The following is a 24,856-nucleotide window of genomic DNA, read 5'->3' on the forward strand; positions in this document are numbered from 1 at the left end:
TGATGGTCTTATAGAACGGGAAAGGAACGTTATGGAGTTCTCCAAAGTGTTCTTTGTGCATATTAGTTTGCTCATTACTTTCGGCTATTTGCTTAATCTGATTTACAAGTATTTATTTTACCGGACTTCGACACGAAACCGGATGATCGCTTCGGTAGTTGTATTCATATTGGCAGGCTGGATGACGATGTTCTTTGGTCTTCAGCTTACCGAGGATGTATTGTTCGATCTGCGGTTCATACCCGTTATTATTGCGGCTCTTGTCTACCGCAGACCTCTATTGCTTGTGGTCATAGGCAGTGGAATCGGACTGGCCCGGCTGGCTTTCGGCGTAAATGAAGCGGCCTTTGCAGGGCTGATTAATATGACGCTGCTTGGAGCAGCAGCTGCGGTGCTGGTTTATTATTTTGAAGGCTCCAATTTTAACTTCCGGACGAAAGCTTTGATTGCCATTTTGGTGTTGAATACACTAAATATTTTGAATATTGGCATTTTCGGAGTCATTCCTTTTTGGGCGTATTTGCTGCATATTGCATGGATTACCTATCCGCTCGGGCTTTTGCTTACTGCGATGTTTGTATTTATTGTCCGTGATTTTTATTTGGAGCAGCAGCGGATGGCTGATCTGCATCAGATGAATATACTGCTGAGACGGCAGGCGAAGAAGCTTCACAGAGCCAAGCGGGATCTGGAGGCCAAGGCGAACGAGATATTGAAGGGCTCCCGGTACAAATCAGAGTTTCTTGCCAATATGTCACATGAGCTGAAAACGCCTCTTAATAGTATTATTCTGCTCTCGCAGATGATCAGGGAGCGGAGTGAAGTACCGGAGGACGAGCAGAGCAGCGCTGCCAAAGAAGAGAGCCGTTACGCTGACATTATTTATTCTGCTGGGAATGAGCTATTGGCGCTGATCAATGACATTCTTGATTTGTCCAAAGTCGAGGCCGGGAAGATGGATATTCATCTGGAGCACGTACCGCTTGTGGAAACGATGCAATTGCTGTATGACCAGCTTGCTCCGGTTCCAGCCGCCAAACGGCTTAGCTTCAAGCTGGAGATCCGGCCGGATGTTCCGGATATGCTTGAGACGGATGCGCTAAGAATGAATCAGATATTGCGCAATCTGCTGATGAACGCATTCAAGTTCACGGAAGAGGGCAGTGTTACGCTTCTCGTCGAACGAACCCGCGAGCAAGGCAACGCTTATGTGGTATTTACGGTAAAAGATACGGGAATCGGCATTCCGCAGGATAAGCAGGAGATTATTTTCGAAGCATTCCGGCAGGCGAATGGAGCAATTAACCGGAATTACGGCGGCACAGGCCTGGGCTTGTCAATTAGTCTGCAACTGGCCAGGCTGCTGGGCGGATCGCTTTATCTAACCAGCCGGGAGAAGCAGGGAAGCGCCTTTACGTTGCGCTTGCCTGAACAGCATGAGCAACAAAATCCACAGTTAAAAGGAGCCTCTGATGGCTAAAATAAAAATAAAGTTTTGCTGTACGGAGTGTGGCACCGAATCGCCTAAATGGCTGGGCAAATGCCCGGGGTGCGGCTCCTGGAATACGATGGTGGAGGAGAAGGAGACTTCCGTACGTACCCAAGGCGTAAAATCTTCTCTTCTCGGGACGAAAGAAAAGCCGCGTCCAATCATAAATATAGAAGGCGGGCAGGAGCCGAGAATCGAAACACGCCTTGGCGAGCTGAATCGCGTGCTGGGCGGAGGTGTCGTCCCGGGCTCGCTGATTCTTGTCGGTGGTGATCCTGGTATCGGCAAGTCGACGCTGCTGCTGCAGACTTCCCATGCGCTGGCAGCCCAAGGGCTGACTGTGTTGTATATTTCCGGCGAGGAGTCGGTACGGCAGACACGCCTTCGTGCAGACCGTCTGGGGGCTCTCTCAGAGACACTCTATGTTCTGTGCGAGACGAACCTGGAGCTGATTGACGAGGCGATCAGCTCCATTTCCCCTGACCTGCTGGTCATTGACTCCATTCAGACGGTTTATGAACCTTCTGTACCGTCTGCCCCGGGCAGTGTGGCCCAAGTAAGGGAATGTACGGCGCACTTTATGCGCATTGCCAAAGTAAAGGGGATTGCTACCGTGCTGGTCGGCCACGTGACCAAGGAAGGGGCAATTGCAGGGCCGCGGCTGCTTGAGCATATGGTGGACTGCGTATTGTACTTTGAAGGCGAGCGGCATCATTCCTACCGTCTGCTCAGGGCTGTGAAGAACCGGTTTGGTTCTACGAATGAGATCGGGATTTTCGAGATGATGGAGGGCGGACTCCGGGAAGTTACGAATCCTTCGGAGCTTTTTCTTTCCGAGCGTCCGCTTGGAGTATCGGGCTCTACGGTTGTCGCCAGCATGGAAGGCACAAGACCGGTGCTTGTCGAACTTCAGGCGCTGGTTGCAACGACCAATTTCCCTTCGCCCCGCCGTATGAGCACAGGAATAGACCATCACCGGATGGCGCTTATTATTGCGGTACTGGAAAAACGAATGGGGATGTTTTTGCAAAATCAGGACGCTTACCTAAATGTGGCAGGCGGGGTCAAGCTGGATGAGCCTGCGGTTGACTTGGCCGCGGCAGTCAGTCTGGCATCAAGCTTTCGCGATGTGCCAACCAAGCCTTATGATGTCATCTTCGGCGAGGTGGGACTGACCGGCGAGGTAAGGGCAGTGTCCAGAGCCGAGCAGCGGGTGAAGGAAGCAGAGAAGCTTGGCTTCAAGCGTGTCATTATGCCGGAGAACAGTCTCAAGGGCTGGAAGCCTCCGTCAGGAATTCAAATCGTTGGTGTGAGCACGGTTTCCGAGGCGCTTGCAGCAGCACTCAGCTAGAAGGGGGGACCAAAATCGTGAAAGAATTGAACCAACAGGAGATTATGAACCAGCTGCTGCCATTGGTTGCACCCGGGACAGCCTTTCGGGAAGGCCTGGAAAATGTGCTTCGGGCGAAGACGGGTGCGCTGATCGTGGTCGGGTACAGTCCGGAAGTGATGGAACTCGTTGATGGGGGGTTCTCCATCAATTGCGATTTTTCGCCGAACTATTTGTATGAGCTGGCCAAGATGGATGGCGCGATTATATTGAGCGAGGATTTCAGGCGTATTCTGTTCGCAAATACGCAGCTGATTCCAAACAGTACGATTCCATCTATTGAGACCGGAATCAGACACCGGACCGCTGAACGGGTTGCCAAGCAAACGGGCAAGCTCGTCGTTTCCATTTCCCAGAGAAGAAATATCATTACATTGTACCAGGGCAACATGAGATATTCGCTTAAAGAGATCGGTGTCATTTTGACCAAGGCGAATCAGGCGATCCAGACGCTGGAGAAATACAAGGCGGTGCTCAGTCAAAGCTTCACGAATTTGTCCGCCTCTGAATTCGAAGAGCTGGTTACGCTGCAGGAAGTCGCCAATGTTATTCAACGTGTCGAAATGGTGCTTCGAATCAAAACGGAAATTAACCGTTATGTTAATGAGCTGGGTACTGAGGGCCGCTTGATCAGCATGCAGATGGAAGAGCTGGTAGGCGGCGTTGAAGAGGATGCATGGTTCCTTCTCAAGGATTACTCCAAGGATAACCATGATGATAAAATTAAAGAAATTCGTGCAGCCCTGAAAAAAATCAGCTCCGAGGAGCTGCTTGATATTCATCACATTATTCGTCTGCTCGGCTACCCGTATACCGCTTCAGTGACAGAGGAATCCATCCAGCCGCGGGGTTACAGGCTGTTGCATAAAATTCCCCGGCTGCCGATGGTTATTATTCATAATCTGGTGGAGAGATTCCGTCATCTGCCAAATATTATCGCTGCAACAATCCATCAATTGGATGAAGTGGACGGGATTGGCGAGGTTAGAGCCAGGGCCATTAAAGAAGGCATGAAACGGATTCAGGATCAAGTGTTGATTGACAGACAAATTTAAATCCCATACAATGTTAGAATGGCCCAAATACAGGTGGAAAAAATTGTTTGAAACCTAAAGTAACGTAATGGGCACAGTAAAGATGAGGTGGAATTGATGATAACAAAATCGATACCGAGTCTTTTTACGGTTGGGAATTTGTTTTTAGGTATTGTTGCCATCATTCTGGTATTCAACAGAGAGACGGAATATGCGGCAATTATGGTTATCATTGCAATGCTTCTGGACGGTGTGGATGGACGTGTGGCCCGCGCGCTGAATGTGACCAGCGAATTCGGGAAGGAGCTTGATTCGCTCTCGGATGTCATTTCCTTTGGTGTCGCTCCGGCATTCATTATGTATGTCGTGGCTTTTCAGGATCTGAATACAGCTGCTGCATGGATTGTTACTGCGTTGTTCCCGATATGTGGTGCGCTGCGGTTGGCCAGATTTAATGTGGTATCCGGCACCCCTGGGTATTTTATCGGTTTGCCGATTCCGGCAGCGGGCGGAGTGCTGTGTACGCTGGCGCTGTTTCATAAAGATATGCCTGTAGCGGTGCTGCTCATCAGTACCCTTGCACTTTCGTATTTGATGGTAAGTAATATTAAGTATCCGAATTTCAAGAAAGTCGGATTGCCGAAAGGCTCGCTCTGGCTGATTCCGCTTATTATCATCGTTGCCGTTGTACTTGGCCTGATGTATCGTGAGCATCTGACAAAAATTATTTTCGTGCCGCTCGTACTTTACGCGCTGTATGGCCTAAAAAAAAACGCTAAGCTCCGTATTTTGCGGCTTAGACGTAAAAAACGCCAAAATTCTGAGGAAACGGTGTCCTCTGACCACAGTGCTTAAAAGTTTACTCGTTCATATTCATGCGTTTTTCATAAGGAACGTGACTGTGATTGCATATTTGCAATCACAGTCACGTTTTTTTTATAAGAATTTGGATGAGGCGGATGATAAAGCCAAGCTGTGAATGATTTTGGTGTAATATAATCTAACGTTATAATAATGATTTCTTGATTATTTTTTATAAAGTCTCATTTTTGATTTAAATAAATATATTTTATGTAATAAAAACTAACATAAAATGATTGACGATGAATCGAAATCAATCTATAATGAAACCATTCATAGAGCTTTATGATGGTTTAAATCAGTTTTTATTTACGAAAACAATATTTATTATGTTTTTTAATTACGTATAGTAATTATTTTAGGAAAATATTGTTTTTGTAAGTTAATCTGACAATTTATCGGGAGTTATAACAGAATGAATAGGGGAGATTGGACATGATCAGAAGAAGATTGCCTGCAGTCAGCCTATTACTAACACTTACACTGATTTTACTTGCCGGATGCGGCACTGGTGGCGCGAAGGGGATTGATACTGCGGGATCTGGCTCGCAGGAAGGCGAAAGCGGCAGCAAGGCAATTATTCCGGTCCGTTTGGTTGAAGCCTGGTATTCCAAAGGAGAGGATGGAGGGTACTTTGCAGCTCTCCAACAAGGATACTATAAGGATGCGGGGATCGACATGTCGATTCAGCCTGGCGGTCCGCAAGTTTCCGGCTTGCAGATGGTAGCTGCCGGTCAGGCGGATTTCGGAATTTCCTATGGGGATGAGATTTTGAAGGCGAGAGAGGAAGGGATTCCGGTAGTCGGGCTGCTGGCTGCTTTCCAGTACACACCGCAAGTATTCATGTTTCATAAAGGAGAAAATATTACCGACTTCAAGGATATGAACGGCCGTGCCGTCTATACGACACCGGGTGCTCTTTATTGGGAATTCATTAAGAAGCAGTATAAGTTGGACAAGGTGAAGGAATTCGCCTATACCGGGCAGCTTGCTAACTTTATTAATGACAGCAAATCTCTTAACCAAGGCTATATTACCAATGAACCTTACGCTCTTCAGCAGGAAAATGTGGACGTGTCCTTCCTTAAGGTGAAGGATTCCGGATATGCCAACTACGCGGACGTCCTGTTTACAACAGAAAAATTTATCAAGGAGCATCCGGATGTTGTAGCTGCAGTTGTACAGGCAACCCAGAAGGGCTGGGGCTATTATAATGAAAATTACAAGACGGTCAATCCGTTCATTCAGACGTATAACAAGGATATGCCAACCGCCGCCATGGACTATGAGGCTGAGCATCAGAAGGAGTTCATTGTTACAGATGAGACGAAATCGAACGGGATCGGATATATGACCAAGGATAGATGGCAAAAAATCATGGAGCAAATGACGGATATGGGCGTGCTCACCAAGCCTCAGGATGCGGAGAAGGCGTTCACGACGGAGTTTTTGAAAAAATAGCTTGTTTTGCAAATGAAGAGGTCGATAATAAGCAAAGTATATGAAAACAGTGCCGCGGCGACAAACCGGCGGCACTGTTTTTTTTAATGCTGTATAAAGACATCTTGCAAATTGCAGGTCATGAAAAGTCTTACAAAGGGCAAGTGAAGATTAGCTTAGCTTAAAGAGGCCGAGTGTAGTGCATTTTTGAGTTTCGTGATCCACAACATCATTCAAATTAATATCGAGCAGATTGGACAAGGCGGACATGTAGAACAGATTTCGCCCCAGCTCATCCTTAATGGCTTCCTTGCAATGCTCGCATAATTGTCCGGAGAGGTGATTCTCCACATTGCTTTTGGCTTCCTGTAATCCGATTTCCTCCGGGAAGTTTTGCTTTTTGGCATGAAGCTGTATACATCCGCATTCGGTAACAGCTTTGGTGACTGCGCGGTTAACAGTAGCTCCGGTTTGCCCATACTTGGACATGACGTCCATCAGGCTGCGATGACGCAGCAGCAGCTCAGACACTTGCTGTTGAAGATGCTCCAGTGTAGGCGCGTTCAATTTCCCACCTCATTTCAAATTTGCTGACCTCTCCATTATAAAATAAGGAAACCCAAATTGACAAAATAGTTTGAAAATAAATGTGTGGAAAATTTTTGAAGCCTACGATTAGCCTTCCGTTATTTGGATCATAATTGTAATGGAGGTGATCGTCGTGTTAAAACGAATCATACAAATTCTCGGAATCATTACAGGCGGATATGCAGGTGCAGAGCTATATCATGGATTTGGCGGTCAAAGAATCTGGATGGACCCGTCGCTAGCCATGCTGCAAAACAGCGGGTTGTACTATGCCAGCATTGGGCTGGGAATATTTGCAGGGCTGATTGCAGCTACAGTGGCTGCGGAGCCTGTTACCCGGTTCTTGAAGGAAAGGGCGGATCAGGCGGCTGAACTGCCGATGACGGATATGGTTTCCAGGGGAGTTGGTCTGGTAGCAGGACTGGGCATTGCAGCTCTGCTGTATCCTGCGGTAGCCGGGCTGGAGGGAGCGGGGAGGTTGATTCCTGCTGTCATGACATTGTTCTTTGGCTATATGGGACTGAGAATTGGCGGGCTGAAAAAGGAGGAGCTTTCCGCGGGTTATAGCCGTTTTGTAGATTCCCGTGGGGCGAAGCAGCCGATTTCGGAGGAAGCAGGCTTTGAAGAGCATAAAATTTTGGACACCAGCGTCATTATCGATGGCCGCATCGCGGATATTTGCAAAACCGGTTTTATTGAAGGCACTTTGGTAATTCCTGAATTTGTACTGGAGGAGCTTCAGCATATTGCGGACTCTTCGGACTTGCTCAAGCGCAACCGCGGCCGCCGTGGACTTGATATTTTGAATAAGATCCAAAAGGAGCTTGATGTCCGCGTACTTGTCTATGAAGGTGATTATGAGGAAATCGGGGAAGTGGACAGCAAGCTGGTGAAGCTGGCAAAAGCGCTTGGCGGCAAGGTTGTCACAAATGATTTCAACCTGAACAAGGTATGTGAACTGCAAGGTGTATCTGTACTCAATATTAATGATTTGGCGAATGCGGTGAAGCCGGTCGTGCTGCCGGGCGAGGAAATTGTTGTTCAGGTCATTAAAGATGGCAAGGAGCATGGTCAAGGCGTTGCTTATCTGGATGACGGAACGATGATTGTTGTTGAGGGCGGACGCGAGTTTATCGGGACAACGATGGAGGTCCTGGTCACCAGTGTGCTGCAGACCTCTGCGGGCCGTATGATATTTGCCAAGCCAAAGCTGCTGGAGAAGGCGCAATAAAACCTGTGGTTGTGGTATGATAGAGTCATACATAACTATAATCAGGCAGGGGCGGCATCCGGACGGGGTTGGGATGACTGGAGAACCGATGCTTACGGATGCTGCTTGTTCAGCCTGGCAGTAAGGCAGGGAATGAAGGATGAATAACGAAGCTTGGGGCGCAGTCATTGTTGCCGCCGGCAAGGGAGCCCGCATGGGTACCGTTCAAAGCAAGCAATACTTGCCGTTATGCGGCAAGCCTATACTCGTTCATACGCTGGAGAAGTTTGAGCATATTGAAGAGGTTGCCGAGGTTGTTCTGGTTGTCGGAGAACAGGATGTGGAGCTGTGCAGCTCCTATGTGGCTGAATACAAGCTGGCCAAAGTCAAGGCGGTCGTAGCCGGCGGGGCTGAGCGTCAGGATTCGGTCTATCGCGGACTGCAGGCTCTGGATACACGCTGGGTTATGATTCATGATGGTGTGCGGCCTCTGGTAAGCAGAGAAGCGGTCACGCGCTGCTGTCAGGCAGCCTATAAGCATGGTGCCGCCGTACTGGCTGTTCCTGTCAAAGATACGATCAAGCAAGTGAATGATCATGGTGTTATAACCGGTACACCGGATAGGCAAAGTCTGTGGTCGATACAAACACCGCAGGCTTTTAAGCGTGCCCAGATTGCAGAGGCATTGGAGCGGGCAGCCGCCGATGGTTTCCTGGGTACAGATGACGCGATGGCAATGGAGAGAATTGGTATTCAGGTAGCAATTGCGCAAGGGGAATATACCAATATTAAAATTACGACACCTGAGGATTTGCCGATGGCCGAACTGTGGCTGTCCGGACAGAGGTAAGGCAAGGAAGGGGACTTATACATGATTCGTGTAGGACAAGGCTTTGATGTTCATCAGCTGGTCGAGGGAAGGCCGTGTATTATCGGAGGCGTGACGATACCTTATGAGAAGGGACTGCTCGGCCATTCCGATGCCGATGTGCTGCTTCATGCAATAACCGATGCTGTGTTGGGGGCGCTCGGACTCGGGGATATCGGGAAGCATTTCCCGGATACGGATGAGGCTTTCAAGGATGCGGACAGTCTAAAGCTGCTGGAGCAGGTATGGCAGCTGGTAAAGGAGCGCGGCTACAAGCTGGGGAATATCGATTCCACGATTATCGCCCAGCGTCCGAAGATGGCATCGTACATTCCCCAAATGGCGGAAGTTATCGCCCGTGCGCTGGAAGCGGATATCTCACAGGTTAATGTCAAGGCGACGACAACGGAACAGCTTGGCTTTACAGGACGCGGGGAAGGGATTGCAGCGCAATCGGTTGTCTGCCTTGTCAAGGATGTGCTATGATTTGGGGCACCAGCGATAACGGCTGATCTTGTGCGCAGGAGCACAGGACTTATATCTAGATAATCAAGGGAGGCAATAAGCGATGGCACAGGAAGTGAGAGTACGTTATGCGCCTTCACCGACCGGGCATTTACATATCGGCAATGCGCGCACCGCATTGTTCAATTATTTGTTTGCGCGCAAACATGGCGGCAAGCTGATTATCCGCATTGAGGATACGGATGTGAAGCGCAACGTGGCGGGCGGCGAGGAGAACCAGCTCACTTATTTGAAGTGGCTGGGCATCAGCTGGGATGAGAGCATCGACGTAGGCGGCGGGTATGGCCCTTACCGTCAGACTGAGCGTCTTGATATTTACAAAGCAAGCTATGAGGAATTGCTGGAGAAGGGATTAGCCTACTACTGCTATTGCACGGAACAGGAGCTGGAGCAGGAACGGGAAGAGCAGATGGCCCGCGGCGAGACCCCGCGCTATTCCGGACGCCACCGTGATCTGACCGGGGAGCAGCGCCAGAGTTTTGAGGCTGAGGGCCGTGTGCCAAGTATCCGCTTCCGTGTACCGGAAGGCAAGCGTTACACCTTTAATGATATGGTCAAAGGTGAAATCAGCTTTGATACCGCGGAGATGGGCGACTTTGTTATTGTGAAAAAGGACGGCATCCCGACCTACAACTTTGCGGTTGTTATCGATGATTACAAGATGAAAATCAGCCATGTGCTGCGTGGAGAGGATCATATCTCCAATACGCCGCGCCAGCTTATGATTTATGAAGCGCTGGGCTGGGAGCCGCCACAGTTCGGACATATGACGCTTATTGTCAATGAGCAGCGCAAGAAGCTCAGCAAGCGCGATGAATCCATCATTCAATTCATTGAGCAGTATGATGATCTGGGATATTTGCCGGAGACGCTGTTCAACTTTATTGCTTTGCTTGGCTGGTCGCCGGAAGGGGAACAGGAGATCTTTACCCGTGAGGAACTGGCGGATATCTTCGACGCTTCCCGTCTGAGCAAGAGTCCTGCTGTGTTCGACACGCAGAAGCTGGCCTGGATGAATAATGAATACCTGAAGAAAGCGGAGCTGTCACGCGTAGTCGGCCTTTGTCTGCCTCATCTTCAGAAAGCGGGCAGAGTTGGTGCGGAACTGGATGCGGCCGAGTACGATTGGGCCAGCAGCCTGGTTGGGCTGTATCAGGACAAGTTGCGCAGTGCATCGGATATTGTGGAGTTGACCGAGCTGTTCTTCCGCGAAGATCCGGCCGATGAAGAAGAAGCAGCTGTCGTGCTTGCCGAAGAGCAGGTTCCGGCTGTGCTGTCTGCATTCTCCGGCCAGATTGAAGCGGCGGGCGATGCAGAGTTCTCAGCGGATGCGATTAAGGCGATGATTAAGTCCGTTCAGCAGCAGACGGGCTTCAAGGGCAAGCAATTGTTCATGCCGATCCGTGCTGCGCTGACGGGCCAGACGCATGGTCCTGACCTGAACGAGACGATTCGTCTGCTTGGCAAGCAGAAAGTGCTGGCAAGATTAGGAGCCCGCCTGGGTTAGCGGTTTGTTCTTGTCAACCCCAATCTAAACAGTTATACTAGGGTCATCAAGCGTGAATAGCGCTTCTATAACTTTCATATGAAGGCTTTGAACAGGAAAAGTACGTTTTGAAGGGATTCTCAGAGAGGACAACCGGCGCGTGAAACCCTGCATGCTTCTTGAAGTATATTCAGGTGCGCCAGGCTGGGAGTTGTCTAGTCCCCAAGACGAAAAATGCACCTGGGAGCCTTGCTCCGATCCGAAGTCAATGAGCCCCCTAAGGCGGCTGGTTGAATCCGGGGTAGGCGGCAACGTAAAGCCCGCGTTAACGGGCATGCAAGGGGCGGGATAAGTCTGGCTTTTTTCGTCCGAAAGCGAAGTGGAACCACGATCATACGTCTTCGCAGCCAATGGCTGCGGGACGTTTTTTTATTATAAAAATAGAGATCATTATGCCTAAACCAAAGCATTTTGGTTCCCGTACCTGCGTGAATTAACAAACCTTTTCAGTATCGGCAGCGGTGTTGTGTACAGGGCATGAGGCGTATTGTAAAAAGGGGGGGGCGTGCGGTGTTCAGGCAATTCAAGTCCGATATTCAGGCTGTTTTTGAGAATGATCCTGCGGCGCGCAGCAAATTCGAGGTCATCTTTACCTATTCTGGATTGCATGCGCTTTGGTCGCATCGCATCGCTCACTTTTTGTACCGGAAACGCTGGTTCACTCTCGCCCGCATAGTTTCTCAAATCAGCCGTTTCTTCACAGGAATCGAGATTCATCCCGGAGCGGTAATCGGCCAGCGCTTTTTTATTGACCATGGCATGGGGGTAGTGATCGGCGAGACCTGTGTGATCGGGGATGATGTTGTCATTTACCAAGGGGTTACACTTGGGGGGACGGGTAAAGAGAAGGGCAAGCGGCATCCGACTATAGGGAATAATGTCGTGATTGGTTCCGGGGCGAAGGTTCTCGGCAGCTTTAACGTTGGCGAAGGCTCCAACATTGGTGCCAATTCGGTCGTCGTCCGCGAGGTGCCGCCATACAGCACGGTTGTCGGGATTCCCGGCAAAATTGTCCGCAGCAACGGCAAGCGGGTTGCAGACCGGTTGGATCATACCCAACTGCCCGATCCGGTTGTTGAAACTTGCCGCAAGCTTCAGAACGAGCTGGATGAAATGCGGGACCAAATGGATAAAATGAAGGAAAAAGCCAGGCAGCCGATAGGCAGTGGAGGAGAGTGACGAATGACAGTTTATATTTATAACACGCTAAGCCGTGAAAAAGAGGCTTTTGTTCCGCAAGAGCCGGGCAAAGTTAAGATGTATGTGTGCGGTCCTACCGTTTACGATTATATTCATATCGGGAATGCAAGACCGGTGATCTTCTTTGATACCGTGCGCCGTTATCTGGAGCAGAGCGGTTATGACGTCAATTACATTATGAATTTCACAGACGTTGACGACAAGTTGATCCGCAAGGCGGAGCAAATGGGTACGACTGTGCCTGAGGTTGCCCAAACCTTTATTGATGCGTTCAATGAGGATACGGCTGCTCTTGGTGTCCGGAGTGCAACAGGCAATCCGCGGGTTACGGAACATATTCAGGAGATTATTGATTTAATCGCCGCGCTTGTTGATAAAGGCGCTGCTTATGCCAGTGAAGGCGACGTTTATTTCCGGACTTCAAGCTTTGCCGATTACGGCAAGCTGTCCCATCAAAATATCGAAGAGTTGCAGATGGGAATCCGGATCGAGATTGGCGATCGCAAGGAGAATGCGCAGGATTTTGTTCTCTGGAAAGGCGCCAAGCCAGGTGAAATCAAATGGGATAGCCCATGGGGACCGGGGCGACCGGGCTGGCACATTGAGTGCTCGGCAATGGCGCGCAAATATTTGGGCGATACCCTTGATATTCACGGTGGCGGAGCTGATTTGCAGTTCCCGCACCATGAGTGCGAAGTGGCCCAGTCGGAGTCCTGCACAGGCCATGAGCTGTCCAATTATTGGATGCACAACGGGTATATCAATATTGACAATAAAAAAATGTCCAAATCCCTCGGGAACGGAATTACGGTCAGAGTGCTGCTGGAGAGGGCCAAACCCCAGGCTATCCGTTATTTCATGCTCTCCACGCATTATCGCAGTCCGCTTAACTTTAATGATCAAACGATTGAGCAGGCTCAAAGCAGTGTGGACCGGATCGCCAACTGTGAGGCTAACCTGACGCACCGGCTGCAGTCGCTGGGCAATCTGGCTGGTTATGAGCCGTCTGCAACAAGCAGGGAAGCAAGGGAAGCTTTGCTGGCGAAGCTTGGAAAGATTGAATCAGGCTTCCACAGCAAAATGAGTGACGACTTCAATACGCCGGATGCGATTACAGCTGTATTTGAGCTGGTGAATGAAGCCAATCAGTATCTGCAACAAGAAGTTACAGAATCCGTCGTACTGGAGACGTTTTTGGCAAAACTGCGCAAGTTTGATGAAGTGCTGGGACTGCTTCCGTTGCCGGCCGCACAGGCGGGGCTGCTGGATGAAGAAGTTGACCGGCTGATTGAGGAGCGGAATGAGGCTCGCCGGACGAGAAACTGGGCCCGCGCCGATGAGATCAGGGATCTGCTTGCAGAACAGGGGATTTTGCTTGAGGATACACCTCAGGGAATTCGTTGGCGGCGTAAATGATGAATAAGGATGATGTGAGAGGTACTGGGCCTTTGGCAGGTGAGGAAGAACTTGCGGCGGGATTGTGGTTTCACCCGCCTGCCAAGGAGCCGGACCAACTGAGTCCGGTCGTGCTCGCTTATATCGGCGATGCTGTTTTTGAATTGATTATCCGGCAATATCTGATTTCTCAGACTAACCACAAGCTGCATCATCTGCATCGGGAAGCGACTTCGCGGGTATCGGCAAAGGCGCAGTGCGCCCTGCTGCAGCGGCTGATGCCGGTATTGACGGAAGAAGAGGCGGATATTGTGCGGCGGGGACGCAATGCCAAAAGCGGCAATCCGCCTAAAAATGCAGACCCGCATGATTACCGCCAAGCTACAGCGTTAGAGTGCCTGTTCGGTTACTTATACTACCAGCGGCGCAGCGGACGAATACATGAGCTACTAGACATTGCGATTCACAGAACTTCGGCCGTTGCGCGCGAAGAGGAGGAAAAGACATGACAGAACAGGAAAAGCAGGAAATACAGGAAGAATGGATTGCGGGCAAGCATCCCGTGCTGGAAGCACTGCGCTCCGGCAGGGAAATCAATAAAATTCTGATTGCCGAGCAGGCGCAGAAAAATGCGGTGCTCCCGATCATGACCGAAGCAAAGAAACTCGGAATTGTAGTTCAAAACGTGGACAAGCGCAAATTGGACCAGGTAGCCGGTGGCGTGCAGCATCAGGGTGTCGTTGCTCAGGTGGCGGCCTACCGCTATGCTGAAGTGGATGAACTGCTGGCATACGCCCGCTCCAAGGGCGAGGAACCGCTTATTCTGCTTCTGGATGAGATTGAAGATCCGCATAATCTGGGTTCGATTCTCCGGACTGCAGAATGCACGGGCGTGCACGGGGTTATCATTCCCAAACGCAGATCAGCATCGCTGAATGCAACGGTATCCAAAACATCAGCTGGTGCGGCTGAGCATGTATTGGTTGCCCGTGTCACGAATATGGCGCAAACCATTGACAGGTTGAAAGAAGAAGGCGTATGGATAGCAGGAGCTGACGTGGCGGCCAAAGGAGATGTCTATCAGGCGGATTTCAATATGCCGCTTGGCCTTGTCATTGGCAATGAGAGCAAAGGGATGGGCAGACTCATAAGGGAGAAGTGTGACTTTCTGGTCAAGCTGCCAATGCTCGGCAAGCTGAATTCACTGAATGCATCTGTAGCTGCGGGAGTGCTGATGTATGAAGTTGTAAGACAGCGGCTTGGTCGGAATGGAAGTCAAGGGAAGCCCTCTAAAGAAGCAGTGCGGAGTGAGTAGACCATGAGTCGGCATCGTGACATCCTTCTAGTGGACGGATACAACATTATTGGTGCCTGGCCCGAGCTGGAGCGGCTGAAAGAACTCGGTCTGGAAGAAGCGCGTGACCGTCTGCTTGATCTGCTTGCAGACTATCAGGGGTTTACAGGGATGCAGATCTACGTGATTTTTGATGCGCATCAGGTTCCAGGGCTCGGCGCTTCTTACCGCCAGCATCAGCTCAGTGTGCTGTATACCAAAGAGAAGGAGACTGCCGACGAATGCATTGAGCGGCTCGTAGTGGAATTGACCAAGAGGGGGCGCAACATTTATGTTGCCACCTCTGATCTGGTTGAGCAGCATGTCGCCTTTGGCAAAGGGGCGCTCCGTGTGTCTGCGCGGGAGTTGCTGATTAACATTCAGCAGAACCAGAAGGCGATCGATGTGAAGGTGAAGACAGAGCATGCAGGCAAGCGCAACTCGCTCGACGGTATTGTGAGTCTGGATGTTTGGAGCCGACTCGAAAAAATGCGCAGAGGAGAATGAAAGATTTCTTTTTATAACAATTAAATGTATATTATGGTTATTTTTCAGAACCTCCCTTATTGACGGGGTTAGGTTACATAATGTATACTGACTCTATGTATTAATGTTGATTTCTATGAAATATCACTGTTTTGATCGCTTTGTTTGCTGTGGACGATGAAAGTTCTATCAGACGGCAGCAGCCACCTTTACGCTAGATTATTCGTTGCTAGGTCAGAGCAATGTATGCCTTGCAGGCCGGAGGGATAGTTAGTGAGCATCGACCTCAGAGATTTGAATGTGCACGAATATGAATGCAGAACGGATGAAGATGTGGTTGAAGCAGTCCGTGAAGGCGATGGTATTGCCCTGGAGTACTTGATTAACAAGTACAAGAACTTCGTCAGGGCCAAGGCGCGCTCTTATTTTCTTATTGGAGCCGACCGGGAAGATATTGTTCAGGAGGGTATGATCGGCCTGTACAAGTCCATCCGTGACTTCAAAGGAGACAAGCTGGCTTCATTCAAAGCTTTTGCAGAATTGTGCATAACCAGACAGATTATTACTGCCATTAAGACGGCGACAAGACAGAAGCATATTCCTCTTAATTCTTATGTGTCTTTGGATAAGCCCATCTACGATGAGGACTCCGACAGGACTCTCCTTGACGTCATCTGCGGCTCCCGCGTATCCGACCCGGAAGAATTAATTATTAATCAAGAGGAGTTTGTCGGGCTGGAAGACAAGCTTTCTGAAATTTTAAGTGATTTGGAACGCAAGGTGCTTCGTCTCTATTTGGACGGACGTTCCTATCAGGAGATTGCGGTTGATCTGGACCGTCATGTAAAATCCATCGATAATGCTCTGCAGCGTGTGAAGCGCAAGTTGGAGCGGTATCTGGAAATTCGTGACGTATCCGGTTAGCGATTTTGCCCTGAATGTTTCTGAATGCTATTTGACGTTATTGAAGATTATCTAGGATTGTTGATTGTTGCAGCCTGCGCGCTTCTGCGGATTCGCGCTTGTGCTGCTTAATAGGTTGAATGCGGAAGGCTCGAAATCGGGTCTTTTTTTATTTCTCTCAAATAGCAATTTCATTCAGCGGCAATAGAGTTTTTGTGCGATAGGATTGAATTTTACCTTTCAGGATATAAAACTAGAGGAAATTGGAAATGCTGGTGAGAGGCGCGGGGAGCCTCAGATAGCAGACAGGTCAAGGGCTGGGAGGTATTTTCCCGGAGCACTTTCTCGTTGACATGGTATGGTGATTGTGATAAAGTGTTTTAGGTAGCCCAAAATATGCATATGTTTTGAACGGGTTTTGAATCTTCGGATTCAACATAAACGTTTATGCAAGTGATCGACATGTTTATTGAGATGGTTAGTTTCGGGAGGTGTACTTGAATGCGGGTAATTATTACGTTGGCATGCACAAACTGCAAACAAAGGAACTATACGACCAACAAAAACAAACGGAATCACCCCGACCGCATCGAGATGAAGAAGTTCTGCAAGTTTTGTAACGAGCATACTCCTCATCGCGAGACTCGATAGTTAATGGAGGTGTGGACGTGACATTTCTAGCTAAGATGAAGCAGGGTTTTGGCTCGTCGTTTGCCTTCTTTGCGGACAGCTGGGCGGAGCTTAAAAAAGTTCGCTGGCCAAATCGTAAGGAGTTGACAAGCTATACAATTGTAGTGCTAGTTACAGTTGTGGCCGTCGGCATTTACTTTTGGCTTCTTGACATCGGGATCTCTAGATTGGTCGAACTGATTGATTAAGAAGTGTCAAAAGGTGGCTTGTTATGGAAAAAAGATGGTACGTAGTTCACACGTATTCGGGCTATGAGAATAAGGTGAAAACGAATCTTGAAAAACGGGTTGAATCCATGGGCATGGAGGACAAGATCTTTCGTGTTCTCGTACCGATGGAGGAAGAGATCGTAAACAAGGACGGTAAAAAGAAGACGGTCATGCGTAAAGTTTACCCTGGCTATGTTCTTGTTGAGATGGTCCAAACCGATGATTCGTGGTATGTTGTTCGTAATACGCCTGGAGTAACGGGTTTTGTCGGATCTACAGGATCTGGTTCAAAACCAACTGCTTTGCTTCCGGATGAGGTAGACCAAATCCTGAAGCATATGGGTATTGAAGAGCCGAAGCCGGTGATCGAGTTTGATCTGAAGGAATCGGTTCGTGTTAAAGTCGGACCTTTCGCCAACTTTGTCGGCACAGTAGAAGAAATTCTGCTGGACAAAAGCAAGCTGAAGGTTCACGTTAACATGTTTGGAAGGGAAACCCCGCTGGAGCTGGACTACACTCAAGTGGAAAAGATATAATATCCGGTTTTCTGATGATCGCAGTTTGCTGACATGCGGCTGCGATGGTGGGAGGGAAAGGCGAAAGCCGACCCGTCTGACCACACTTTAGGGCAAGGAGGTGTGCAACATGGCGAAAAAAGTCATCAAAATGGTGAAACTGCAAGTACCAGCAGGTAAAGCGAACCCGGCTCCGCCGATCGGTCCAGCGCTTGGTCAAGCAGGTGTAAACATCATGGCGTTCTGTAAAGAGTTCAACGCTCGTACAGCAGATCAAGCGGGATTGATTATTCCGGTTGTTATTTCAGTGTTTGAGGATCGTTCCTTTACGTTCGAAACAAAAACACCACCAGCGGCCGTTCTTCTTCGCGTAGCTGCAGGAATCGAAAAAGGTTCCGGCGAGCCTAACAAAAAGAAAGTGGCTTCCGTTTCTCGTACGAAAGTTCGTGAAATCGCTGAGCAAAAAATGCCGGATCTCAACGCGGCTTCAGTTGAAGCAGCAATGTTAATGATCGAAGGTACTGCCCGTAGCATGGGTGTTACAATTACTGACTAATTTTAGACAGTGATTGCCAGGCGGACAATCGTGTCTGCTTGCGTGGGAGGATCATCCGTTTAGGAGGATTTTCCGTTATGACCACATAAGGAGGAAGATTTAAATGGCAAAGCGTGGTAAGAAGTATCAAGAAGCCGTGAAGCTGTTTGACAGCGAAGCGACTTATGAGCCGGCTCAAGCAATTGAACTGGTTAAAAAAGCAGCATCTGCTAAATTTGATGAGTCCGTTGAAGTTGCCGTCCGTCTGGGCGTTGACCCTCGGAAACAAGACCAGGCTGTTCGTGGTGTAGTTGTACTGCCTCACGGAACTGGTAAAACTAAACGTGTTCTCGTGTTCGCAAAAGGTGAAAAAGTGAAGGAAGCCGAAGCGGCTGGAGCAGATTATGTTGGCGATGCTGACATGATCAACAAAATTCAGCAAGGCTGGTTTGAATTCGACGTTTGCGTAGCTACACCTGACATGATGGCGGAAGTTGGTAAACTGGGTCGTATTCTCGGGGGTAAAGGTTTGATGCCAAACCCTAAAGCTGGTACAGTAACGTTTGACGTTACTAAAGCAGTTCAAGAGATTAAGGCTGGTAAAATCGAGTACCGTCTTGACAAAGCAGGTCAAATCCATGCTCCAATCGGTAAAGTATCCTTTGGTGAAGAGCAGTTGAACGAAAACCTTCGTTCCCTGATCGATGCACTGAACCGGGCTAAGCCGGCTGCTGCAAAAGGTGTTTACCTGAAAAACATCGCGGTTTCCTCTACAATGGGACCAAGCGCTCGTGTTAACACAGCTGCTTTCCGTTAAGAGAAACTCGCATTAACAATTGAACATGCATGCCGTAGACAGTAGGTGCGTTATGCTTAATTTCCTACCGAGGTGTTATGATATATAAGTTGTGTGCATGGGGCCGTTATGGCTTCGTACACACAACATAATCATGGCCTTCGCTCGGTTGCGAAGGCTTTTTTCATGCATCGGGACCGGAAGTAAGATAACCGTTACGGTTTGTACAAATTTTACAGGAGGTGTAAAGCTTGGCTAACGCAAAAATCATTCAAGAAAAACAGCTTGCTGTTGAAGAGATCGCTGCGAAGCTGCGTGAGAGCAAGAGCACAGTTGTTGCTGACTACCGCGGTCTGAACGTTTCGCAGGTTACTGAACTCCGCAAACAATTGCGCGAAGCCGGCGTTGAGTTCCAAGTGTTGAAAAACTCTTTGGTTCGCCGCGCTACTGCTGCTACAGAACTGACTCAGCTTGATGAAGTTCTGACAGGGCCAACTGCAATCGCATTTGCTAAAGACGATGTTGTTGCTCCAGCTAAAATTCTGAGCAACTTCGCGAAAAAGAACGAGGCTCTGCAAGTAAAAGGCGGAGTCGTTGAAGGTCAAGTTGTTGGCGTGGATCAGATCAAAGCGCTTGCTGATCTTCCTTCCCGCGATGGCTTGCTTTCCATGTTGCTCAGCGTGCTTCAAGCACCAGTACGCAACTTCGCGCTTGCGGTTAAAGCAGTTGCTGAAAAGCAAGAAGCTTAATCTTTGCATTGCATAACTATACAAATTCAAAACTATGGAGGTTCAACCATGAGTAAAGAGCAAATCTTAGAAGCAATTAAAGGCATGAACGTTCTTGAACTGAACGAACTTGTAAAAGCAATTGAAGAAGAATTCGGCGTAACTGCTGCAGCTCCAGTAGCTGTTATTGCAGGTGGCGGAGCAGCAGAAGTTGCTGAGCAATCCGAGTTCGACGTAATCCTGACTAGCGCTGGTGCTTCCAAAATCAACGTTATCAAAGTTGTTCGCGAAATCACTGGTCTGGGCTTGAAAGAAGCTAAAGACGTTGTTGACAACGCACCAAAACCAATCAAAGAAAAAGTATCCAAAGAGGATGCTGAAGCTCTTAAAGCTAAGCTTGAAGAAGCTGGCGCTGCTGTAGAAGTAAAGTAATAGTCTGAATTCATAGCAAACCCCTTGAGGCCTCGCTTCAAGGGGTTTGCTTACGCTTATTCTTAAGGAGGGAGGGAAATCATGTCGGACCACTACTTCACACAGAAGCCGGGTGTCAAGCATGACCGCCGGATTCAGGATGCTGTGTTAAAAGGACGCAATTACCGTTTTGCAACAGATGCTGGTGTATTCTCCAAAGGCGGTGTGGATTACGGGAGTAAAGTGTTGATTGAAGCACTTTCACTGGATTCTTCGGCAGCAGTTCTTGATGTCGGGTGCGGCTATGGACCGATCGGAATCGCGGCAGCTGCTCTTGTCCCGCAGGGAAGTGTGACTATGATTGACATTAATGAGCGGGCCGTGGAGCTTGCCGGAGAGAATGCTGCACTAAACGGCATAAATAATGTCGAAGTTATTCAGAGTGATTTGTTCGAGGCAGTGAAGGAGAGAAAGTTCGACGTTATTCTCACGAATCCGCCAATTCGGGCAGGAAAAGCGACCGTACATCAGATCTTTGAGGAAGGATGGTCTTTGTTGAACCCGGGCGGACAGATGTGGGTGGTCATCCAAAAGAAACAAGGGGCTCCTTCGGCGCTTGCGAAGCTGGAGACTCTTTTTGCAAAGGTTGAGGAAGTAACGAAAGACAAAGGCTATCGAATCTATCGTGCGGTCAAGCAGTAAGTAGAAAAAAGATTTGACTCGGTTTGCTGCTTGTGGTATTATTATAAAATGTCAGTATTATGCTAGGTGAAAACTCTTTAGCTAGCTAAAATGTCAAGTGCTATTTTTTAAAAGCAACAATGCATAAAATTTTAGCATTTAACGTATAATGTTTAGATTTTGGGCAAAATTACTTGATATGAGATTATGCGGCAGTTATGCCGCGACGACCGCTGGGAAACATGCTCTTTTTTCGAACTACTTCGATAAGGGCTTTTCTTTATTGGGATGTAAGAAAGTGCTTATTTTCAAAGATGCTTTCTTGTATTTTATTCATATGCGCTGTTGATATGATTTGACAGTGTTAATCGTATACGCCTGGTTCTTGGTTGACAAGGCCTGAGCGTTGAAGCAGACATGAGGGGTGAGGTTAAGTTGGCAGGACAACTTGTTCAGTATGGCCGACGCACGCGTAGAAGCTATGCTCGCATTAACGAGGTGCTCGAGGTCCCGAACCTGATTGAAATTCAGCAAAAATCGTATGAAAAGTTTTTGGATCGTGATTTGCTCGAATTGTTTCAAGATATTTCACCGATCCAGGACTTTACGGGCAATTTGTCGCTGGAATTTATCGATTACAGTTTGGGTGAACCGAAGTACTCGGTTGATGAGTCGAAAGAACGCGACGTCACGTATGCTGCTCCATTACGGGTTAAGGTGCGGCTTATTAACAAAGAAACTGGCGAAGTGAAGGAACAAGAAGTGTTTATGGGCGACTTCCCGCTGATGACTGAAACCGGCACCTTTATTATTAACGGGGCGGAACGGGTTATCGTCAGCCAATTGGTGCGCTCACCCAGCGTTTACTTCAGCACGAAGGTCGACAAGAACGGCAAAAAGACTTACACGGCAACGGTTATTCCTAACCGGGGTGCTTGGCTTGAGCTGGAGACCGATGCAAAGGATATTGTATATGTCCGTATTGACCGTACACGTAAAATCCCTGTAACGGTATTGCTTCGTGCGCTGGGTTTCGGCACTGATGCCGAAATTCTGGATTTGCTCGGACATGACGAGTATATCCGCAACACGCTGGATAAGGACAACACTGACTCGACGGATAAAGCGCTGATTGAAATTTATGAGCGTCTTCGTCCAGGCGAGCCGCCAACGCTTGATAATGCGAAGAGCTTGCTCGTTGCACGCTTCTTTGATCCAAAGCGTTATGATCTGGCGAATGTTGGCCGCTACAAAATCAACAAGAAACTTCATATCAAAAATCGTCTATTCAATCAGCGTCTTGCTGAGACATTGATTGATCCGGCTACAGGTGAAATTCTCGCGGAAAGCGGACAAATGATTGACCGCCGCCTGTTGGATGAAATTTTGCCGCTGCTGGAGAAGAACGTAGGCTTCAAGACATACCATGTCGCCGGTGGCGTTATGGATGCTAGTAGTATACCTCTTCAAACCATCAGTGTATTCTCGCCGAACGAAGACGGTAAAATTATCAAAGTCATTGCCAACGGCATCATTGACAAGGCCGTTAAAAATATTACACCGGCTGATATTATTTCGTCCATTAACTACTTCCTTAACCTTCTTCACGGGGTTGGAAGCACGGATGATATCGACCACTTGGGCAACCGCCGCCTGCGTTCTGTCGGAGAGCTTCTTCAGAATCAGTTCCGTATCGGTCTTTCCCGTATGGAGAGAGTCGTTCGCGAGCGGATGTCCATCCAGGATGCGAATGCGATCACGCCTCAGGCTTTGATTAACATCCGTCCTGTTATCGCATCAATTAAAGAGTTCTTCGGTAGCTCCCAGCTCTCGCAGTTTATGGATCAGACGAACCCGCTGGCGGAACTGACACATAAACGGAGACTCTCGGCACTCGGACCGGGCGGTTTGACGCGTGAGCGCGCAGGCTTTGAAGTCCGCGACGTTCACCACTCCCACTATGGACGCATGTGTCCGATTGAGACGCCTGAGGGACCGAACATCGGTCTGATCAACTCCTTGTCCACGTTTGCCCGTATTAACGAGTATGGCTTCATTGAAGCGCCTTACCGCTGGGTAGATCCGAAGACAAGCATTGTTACCGAACAAATCGCTTATCTGACAGCAGACGAGGAAGACAACTACGTTATCGCACAGGCGAATGCGCAGCTGAATGCGGAAGGCAGGTTTGCGGAAGAGAATGTTATCGTCCGTTACAACAAGCAGGCGGATAACATCCTGACCATGCCAAGCGAGCGCGTTGACTATATGGACGTTTCGCCGAAGCAGGTGGTTTCCGTGGCGACTGCGCTCATTCCGTTCCTTGAAAATGACGACTCCAACCGTGCGCTCATGGGATCAAACATGCAGCGGCAGGCGGTACCGCTTCTCATTCCTAAGGCGCCGCTTGTTGGTACAGGTATGGAACATAAATCAGCAAAGGATTCCGGTGTATGTATCGTATCTAAATTCGATGGCGTCATTGAGCGTGTAACCGCTAATGAAGTTCAGCTTCGCCGCATTGAAATTGTTGACGGCAAGCAAATTACCGGTGATCTTGTGAAGCATAAGCTGCATAAGTTCATGCGTTCCAACCAAGGAACATGCATTAACCAGCGTCCAATAGTCCGCAAAGGCGAATACGTCAAGAAGGGCACCATCCTTGCTGACGGTCCTTCCACAGAGATGGGTGAATTGGCACTGGGCCGCAACGTCGTAGTTGCCTTTATGACTTGGGAAGGCTACAACTATGAGGATGCGATCCTGCTTAGCGAGAAGCTTGTTAAAGAGGATGTATACACCTCTATTCATATTGAAGAGTATGAGTCCGAAGCTCGTGATACGAAGCTTGGACCTGAAGAAATTACGCGCGATATCCCGAACGTAGGGGAAGAAGCGCTCAAAAATCTCGACGAACGCGGTATTATCCGTGTCGGTGCGGAGATCGGCGCCGGTGATATTCTCGTCGGTAAAGTAACACCTAAAGGAGTTACGGAGCTGACGGCTGAAGAGCGCCTCCTGCATGCAATTTTCGGTGAGAAGGCCCGTGAAGTACGTGATACTTCGCTTCGTGTACCGCATGGTACAGACGGTATCGTAGTTGACGTAAAAGTATTTACGCGTGAAAACGGCGATGAGCTGCCACCAGGGGTTAACCAGTTGGTTCGTGCTTACATTGCCCAGAAACGTAAAATCTCCGAGGGAGATAAAATGGCGGGACGCCACGGTAACAAAGGGGTTATCGCGCGCATTTTGCCGGAAGAGGATATGCCGTTCCTGCCGGATGGTACGCCTGTTGAGGTTGTACTGAACCCGCTCGGGGTACCTTCCCGGATGAACATCGGTCAGGTATTGGAAGTCCATCTTGGTATGGCTTGTAAACACCTGGGTATTCACGCTGCTACACCGGTATTCGATGGAGCACGCGAGTACGACGTGTTCGATACGATGGAAGAAGCAGGCATGCAGCGCAACGGTAAAACCATTCTGTACGACGGAAGAACGGGTGAATCGTTCGAGCGTGAAGTTACAGTTGGTGTCATGTACATGATCAAGCTGGCGCACATGGTTGATGATAAAATTCATGCCCGTTCCACGGGTCCTTACTCTCTCGTTACGCAGCAGCCGCTCGGTGGTAAAGCACAGTTCGGCGGACAGCGCTTCGGGGAGATGGAGGTATGGGCGCTTGAGGCGTACGGTGCCGCTTATACTCTGCAGGAAATTCTGACGGTCAAATCCGATGACGTGGTCGGACGGGTGAAAACCTATGAATCCATCGTTAAAGGTGAGAACGTGCCGGAGCCTGGCGTACCGGAATCGTTCAAGGTTCTGATTAAAGAGCTTCAAAGCTTGGGCATGGATGTCAAAATCCTGACCGAGAATGAAGAAGAGATCGAAATGAAAGAAATCGATGATGAAGATGATAACACGGGCGATAAGCTGAATCTGAACCTTGAAGGGGCAGAGGTAGGCGCCGAGTAACAGGCTTTGGATGGAATGGGTTTCCTAAGGTACTGACACAGA

General features: G+C 48.9%; 25 protein-coding genes and 1 other annotated feature. Of the genes, 24 read left to right on the forward strand and 1 reads right to left on the reverse strand.

The genetic code is table 11. The annotated features are described in order from the left end of the window. The first annotated feature begins 31 nt into the window (after positions 1 to 31). The 5 genes from H583_RS0104615 to H583_RS0104635 all read left to right on the forward strand — a co-directional run bounded on the left by H583_RS0104615 (position 32) and on the right by H583_RS0104635 (position 6,235). On the forward strand, positions 32 to 1,480 hold the full coding sequence (locus H583_RS0104615; protein ID WP_028559448.1) for an ATP-binding protein: 1,449 nt from the start codon (positions 32 to 34) through the stop codon (positions 1,478 to 1,480). Further along, complete coding sequence (gene radA, locus H583_RS0104620) at positions 1,473 to 2,840, forward strand: DNA repair protein RadA (protein WP_028559449.1); 1,368 nt, start codon at positions 1,473 to 1,475, stop codon at positions 2,838 to 2,840. Before H583_RS0104615 ends, radA begins: the two co-directional genes overlap by 8 nt. 44 nt (positions 2,841 to 2,884) lie before the next feature. Continuing rightward, positions 2,885 to 3,934: a DNA integrity scanning diadenylate cyclase DisA gene (gene disA / locus H583_RS0104625; RefSeq protein ID WP_425414498.1), complete on the forward strand. Its 1,050-nt coding sequence runs from the start codon at positions 2,885 to 2,887 to the stop codon at positions 3,932 to 3,934. Between the two features lie 96 nt (positions 3,935 to 4,030). Further along, positions 4,031 to 4,768, forward strand: coding sequence for a CDP-diacylglycerol--serine O-phosphatidyltransferase (gene pssA / locus H583_RS0104630; protein WP_028559451.1), 738 nt, complete (start codon positions 4,031 to 4,033; stop codon positions 4,766 to 4,768). A 441-nt stretch (positions 4,769 to 5,209) separates the two neighbouring features. Beyond that, a complete protein-coding gene (locus H583_RS0104635) occupies positions 5,210 to 6,235 on the forward strand; it encodes an ABC transporter substrate-binding protein (RefSeq protein ID WP_028559452.1) in 1,026 nt (341 codons plus the stop codon). A 150-nt stretch (positions 6,236 to 6,385) separates the two neighbouring features. Here the strand turns inward: H583_RS0104635 and H583_RS0104640 are convergent, their stop codons facing one another. Beyond that, entirely contained in the window at positions 6,386 to 6,781 is a 396-nt protein-coding gene (locus H583_RS0104640) for a nucleoside triphosphate pyrophosphohydrolase family protein (protein WP_028559453.1), read from the reverse strand. Between the two features lie 154 nt (positions 6,782 to 6,935). Here H583_RS0104640 and H583_RS0104645 point away from each other — a divergent pair, with 154 nt between their 5' ends. The 19 genes from H583_RS0104645 to rpoB all read left to right on the forward strand — a co-directional run bounded on the left by H583_RS0104645 (position 6,936) and on the right by rpoB (position 24,814). Next, positions 6,936 to 8,033, forward strand: a complete 1,098-nt coding sequence (locus H583_RS0104645; RefSeq protein WP_028559454.1) for a PIN/TRAM domain-containing protein — start codon at positions 6,936 to 6,938, stop codon at positions 8,031 to 8,033. Positions 8,034 to 8,172: 139 nt separating this feature from the next. Continuing rightward, positions 8,173 to 8,862 carry a 2-C-methyl-D-erythritol 4-phosphate cytidylyltransferase gene (ispD, locus tag H583_RS0104650; protein ID WP_028559455.1) on the forward strand — a complete coding sequence of 230 codons (690 nt, stop codon included), beginning with the start codon at positions 8,173 to 8,175 and terminating at the stop codon, positions 8,860 to 8,862. Positions 8,863 to 8,883: 21 nt separating this feature from the next. Continuing rightward, complete coding sequence (gene ispF, locus H583_RS0104655) at positions 8,884 to 9,366, forward strand: 2-C-methyl-D-erythritol 2,4-cyclodiphosphate synthase (RefSeq protein WP_028559456.1); 483 nt, start codon at positions 8,884 to 8,886, stop codon at positions 9,364 to 9,366. Positions 9,367 to 9,448: 82 nt separating this feature from the next. After that, positions 9,449 to 10,912 (forward strand): glutamate--tRNA ligase, encoded by a 1,464-nt coding sequence (gene gltX, locus H583_RS0104660; RefSeq protein WP_028559457.1) that lies wholly within the window; start codon positions 9,449 to 9,451, stop codon positions 10,910 to 10,912. 549 nt (positions 10,913 to 11,461) lie between these two features. After that, positions 11,462 to 12,130 (forward strand): serine O-acetyltransferase, encoded by a 669-nt coding sequence (gene cysE / locus H583_RS0104665; protein ID WP_028559458.1) that lies wholly within the window; start codon positions 11,462 to 11,464, stop codon positions 12,128 to 12,130. 3 nt (positions 12,131 to 12,133) lie between these two features. Continuing rightward, complete coding sequence (gene cysS, locus H583_RS0104670; RefSeq protein ID WP_028559459.1) at positions 12,134 to 13,567, forward strand: cysteine--tRNA ligase; 1,434 nt, start codon at positions 12,134 to 12,136, stop codon at positions 13,565 to 13,567. Then, a complete protein-coding gene (locus H583_RS0104675; RefSeq protein WP_051235988.1) occupies positions 13,567 to 14,055 on the forward strand; it encodes a Mini-ribonuclease 3 in 489 nt (162 codons plus the stop codon). Before cysS ends, H583_RS0104675 begins: the two co-directional genes overlap by 1 nt. Further along, positions 14,052 to 14,861 (forward strand): 23S rRNA (guanosine(2251)-2'-O)-methyltransferase RlmB, encoded by an 810-nt coding sequence (gene rlmB, locus H583_RS31900; protein WP_036708473.1) that lies wholly within the window; start codon positions 14,052 to 14,054, stop codon positions 14,859 to 14,861. Before H583_RS0104675 ends, rlmB begins: the two co-directional genes overlap by 4 nt. Positions 14,862 to 14,864: 3 nt before the next feature. Continuing rightward, positions 14,865 to 15,386 carry an NYN domain-containing protein gene (locus tag H583_RS0104685; protein WP_028559461.1) on the forward strand — a complete coding sequence of 174 codons (522 nt, stop codon included), beginning with the start codon at positions 14,865 to 14,867 and terminating at the stop codon, positions 15,384 to 15,386. Positions 15,387 to 15,638: 252 nt separating this feature from the next. Further along, a complete protein-coding gene (gene sigH / locus H583_RS0104690) occupies positions 15,639 to 16,289 on the forward strand; it encodes an RNA polymerase sporulation sigma factor SigH (RefSeq protein ID WP_028559462.1) in 651 nt (216 codons plus the stop codon). A 480-nt stretch (positions 16,290 to 16,769) separates the two neighbouring features. Next, positions 16,770 to 16,919 (forward strand): 50S ribosomal protein L33, encoded by a 150-nt coding sequence (gene rpmG / locus H583_RS35915; RefSeq protein ID WP_081666981.1) that lies wholly within the window; start codon positions 16,770 to 16,772, stop codon positions 16,917 to 16,919. A 17-nt stretch (positions 16,920 to 16,936) separates the two neighbouring features. Continuing rightward, the gene (secE, locus tag H583_RS0104695; protein ID WP_028559463.1) at positions 16,937 to 17,146 is read left to right on the forward strand and encodes a preprotein translocase subunit SecE; all 210 of its coding nucleotides are present in this window, start codon (positions 16,937 to 16,939) and stop codon (positions 17,144 to 17,146) included. Positions 17,147 to 17,169: 23 nt separating this feature from the next. Further along, entirely contained in the window at positions 17,170 to 17,703 is a 534-nt protein-coding gene (gene nusG / locus H583_RS0104700) for a transcription termination/antitermination protein NusG (RefSeq protein WP_028559464.1), read from the forward strand. Between the two features lie 109 nt (positions 17,704 to 17,812). Then, positions 17,813 to 18,238, forward strand: coding sequence for a 50S ribosomal protein L11 (rplK, locus tag H583_RS0104705; RefSeq protein ID WP_028559465.1), 426 nt, complete (start codon positions 17,813 to 17,815; stop codon positions 18,236 to 18,238). Positions 18,239 to 18,341: 103 nt separating this feature from the next. Further along, positions 18,342 to 19,034 (forward strand): 50S ribosomal protein L1, encoded by a 693-nt coding sequence (rplA, locus tag H583_RS0104710; RefSeq protein ID WP_028559466.1) that lies wholly within the window; start codon positions 18,342 to 18,344, stop codon positions 19,032 to 19,034. A gap of 14 nt (positions 19,035 to 19,048) precedes the next feature. Further along, positions 19,049 to 19,207: a sequence feature (ribosomal protein L10 leader region), on the forward strand. A gap of 57 nt (positions 19,208 to 19,264) precedes the next feature. Then, positions 19,265 to 19,762, forward strand: coding sequence for a 50S ribosomal protein L10 (gene rplJ, locus H583_RS0104715; protein ID WP_028559467.1), 498 nt, complete (start codon positions 19,265 to 19,267; stop codon positions 19,760 to 19,762). A gap of 48 nt (positions 19,763 to 19,810) precedes the next feature. Then, positions 19,811 to 20,173 (forward strand): 50S ribosomal protein L7/L12, encoded by a 363-nt coding sequence (rplL, locus tag H583_RS0104720; protein ID WP_028559468.1) that lies wholly within the window; start codon positions 19,811 to 19,813, stop codon positions 20,171 to 20,173. Between the two features lie 81 nt (positions 20,174 to 20,254). Further along, positions 20,255 to 20,854, forward strand: a complete 600-nt coding sequence (locus H583_RS0104725; RefSeq protein WP_028559469.1) for a class I SAM-dependent methyltransferase — start codon at positions 20,255 to 20,257, stop codon at positions 20,852 to 20,854. A gap of 396 nt (positions 20,855 to 21,250) precedes the next feature. Next, positions 21,251 to 24,814 (forward strand): DNA-directed RNA polymerase subunit beta, encoded by a 3,564-nt coding sequence (rpoB, locus tag H583_RS0104730; RefSeq protein WP_081666982.1) that lies wholly within the window; start codon positions 21,251 to 21,253, stop codon positions 24,812 to 24,814. Positions 24,815 to 24,856: the final 42 nt, after the last annotated feature.

Source organism: Paenibacillus pinihumi DSM 23905 = JCM 16419 (assembly GCF_000422505.1).
Taxonomy (GTDB): Bacteria; Bacillota; Bacilli; order Paenibacillales; family Paenibacillaceae; genus Paenibacillus_D; species Paenibacillus_D pinihumi.

Bases quoted from the DNA above. Each gene is read 5' to 3' on its own strand.
- H583_RS0104615 (WP_028559448.1), top strand. From the start codon at position 32: ATGGAGTTCTCCAAAGTGTTCTTTGTGCATATTAGTTTGCTCATTACT.
- radA (WP_028559449.1), top strand. From the start codon at position 1,473: ATGGCTAAAATAAAAATAAAGTTTTGCTGTACGGAGTGTGGCACCGAA.
- disA (WP_425414498.1), top strand. From the start codon at position 2,885: ATGAACCAGCTGCTGCCATTGGTTGCACCCGGGACAGCCTTTCGGGAA.
- pssA (WP_028559451.1), top strand. From the start codon at position 4,031: ATGATAACAAAATCGATACCGAGTCTTTTTACGGTTGGGAATTTGTTT.
- H583_RS0104635 (WP_028559452.1), top strand. From the start codon at position 5,210: ATGATCAGAAGAAGATTGCCTGCAGTCAGCCTATTACTAACACTTACA.
- ispD (WP_028559455.1), top strand. From the start codon at position 8,173: ATGAATAACGAAGCTTGGGGCGCAGTCATTGTTGCCGCCGGCAAGGGA.
- ispF (WP_028559456.1), top strand. From the start codon at position 8,884: ATGATTCGTGTAGGACAAGGCTTTGATGTTCATCAGCTGGTCGAGGGA.
- gltX (WP_028559457.1), top strand. From the start codon at position 9,449: ATGGCACAGGAAGTGAGAGTACGTTATGCGCCTTCACCGACCGGGCAT.
- cysS (WP_028559459.1), top strand. From the start codon at position 12,134: ATGACAGTTTATATTTATAACACGCTAAGCCGTGAAAAAGAGGCTTTT.
- H583_RS0104675 (WP_051235988.1), top strand. From the start codon at position 13,567: ATGAATAAGGATGATGTGAGAGGTACTGGGCCTTTGGCAGGTGAGGAA.
- rlmB (WP_036708473.1), top strand. From the start codon at position 14,052: ATGACAGAACAGGAAAAGCAGGAAATACAGGAAGAATGGATTGCGGGC.
- H583_RS0104685 (WP_028559461.1), top strand. From the start codon at position 14,865: ATGAGTCGGCATCGTGACATCCTTCTAGTGGACGGATACAACATTATT.
- rpmG (WP_081666981.1), top strand. From the start codon at position 16,770: ATGCGGGTAATTATTACGTTGGCATGCACAAACTGCAAACAAAGGAAC.
- nusG (WP_028559464.1), top strand. From the start codon at position 17,170: ATGGAAAAAAGATGGTACGTAGTTCACACGTATTCGGGCTATGAGAAT.
- rplK (WP_028559465.1), top strand. From the start codon at position 17,813: ATGGCGAAAAAAGTCATCAAAATGGTGAAACTGCAAGTACCAGCAGGT.
- rplA (WP_028559466.1), top strand. From the start codon at position 18,342: ATGGCAAAGCGTGGTAAGAAGTATCAAGAAGCCGTGAAGCTGTTTGAC.
- rplL (WP_028559468.1), top strand. From the start codon at position 19,811: ATGAGTAAAGAGCAAATCTTAGAAGCAATTAAAGGCATGAACGTTCTT.
- H583_RS0104725 (WP_028559469.1), top strand. From the start codon at position 20,255: ATGTCGGACCACTACTTCACACAGAAGCCGGGTGTCAAGCATGACCGC.
- rpoB (WP_081666982.1), top strand. From the start codon at position 21,251: ATGAGGGGTGAGGTTAAGTTGGCAGGACAACTTGTTCAGTATGGCCGA.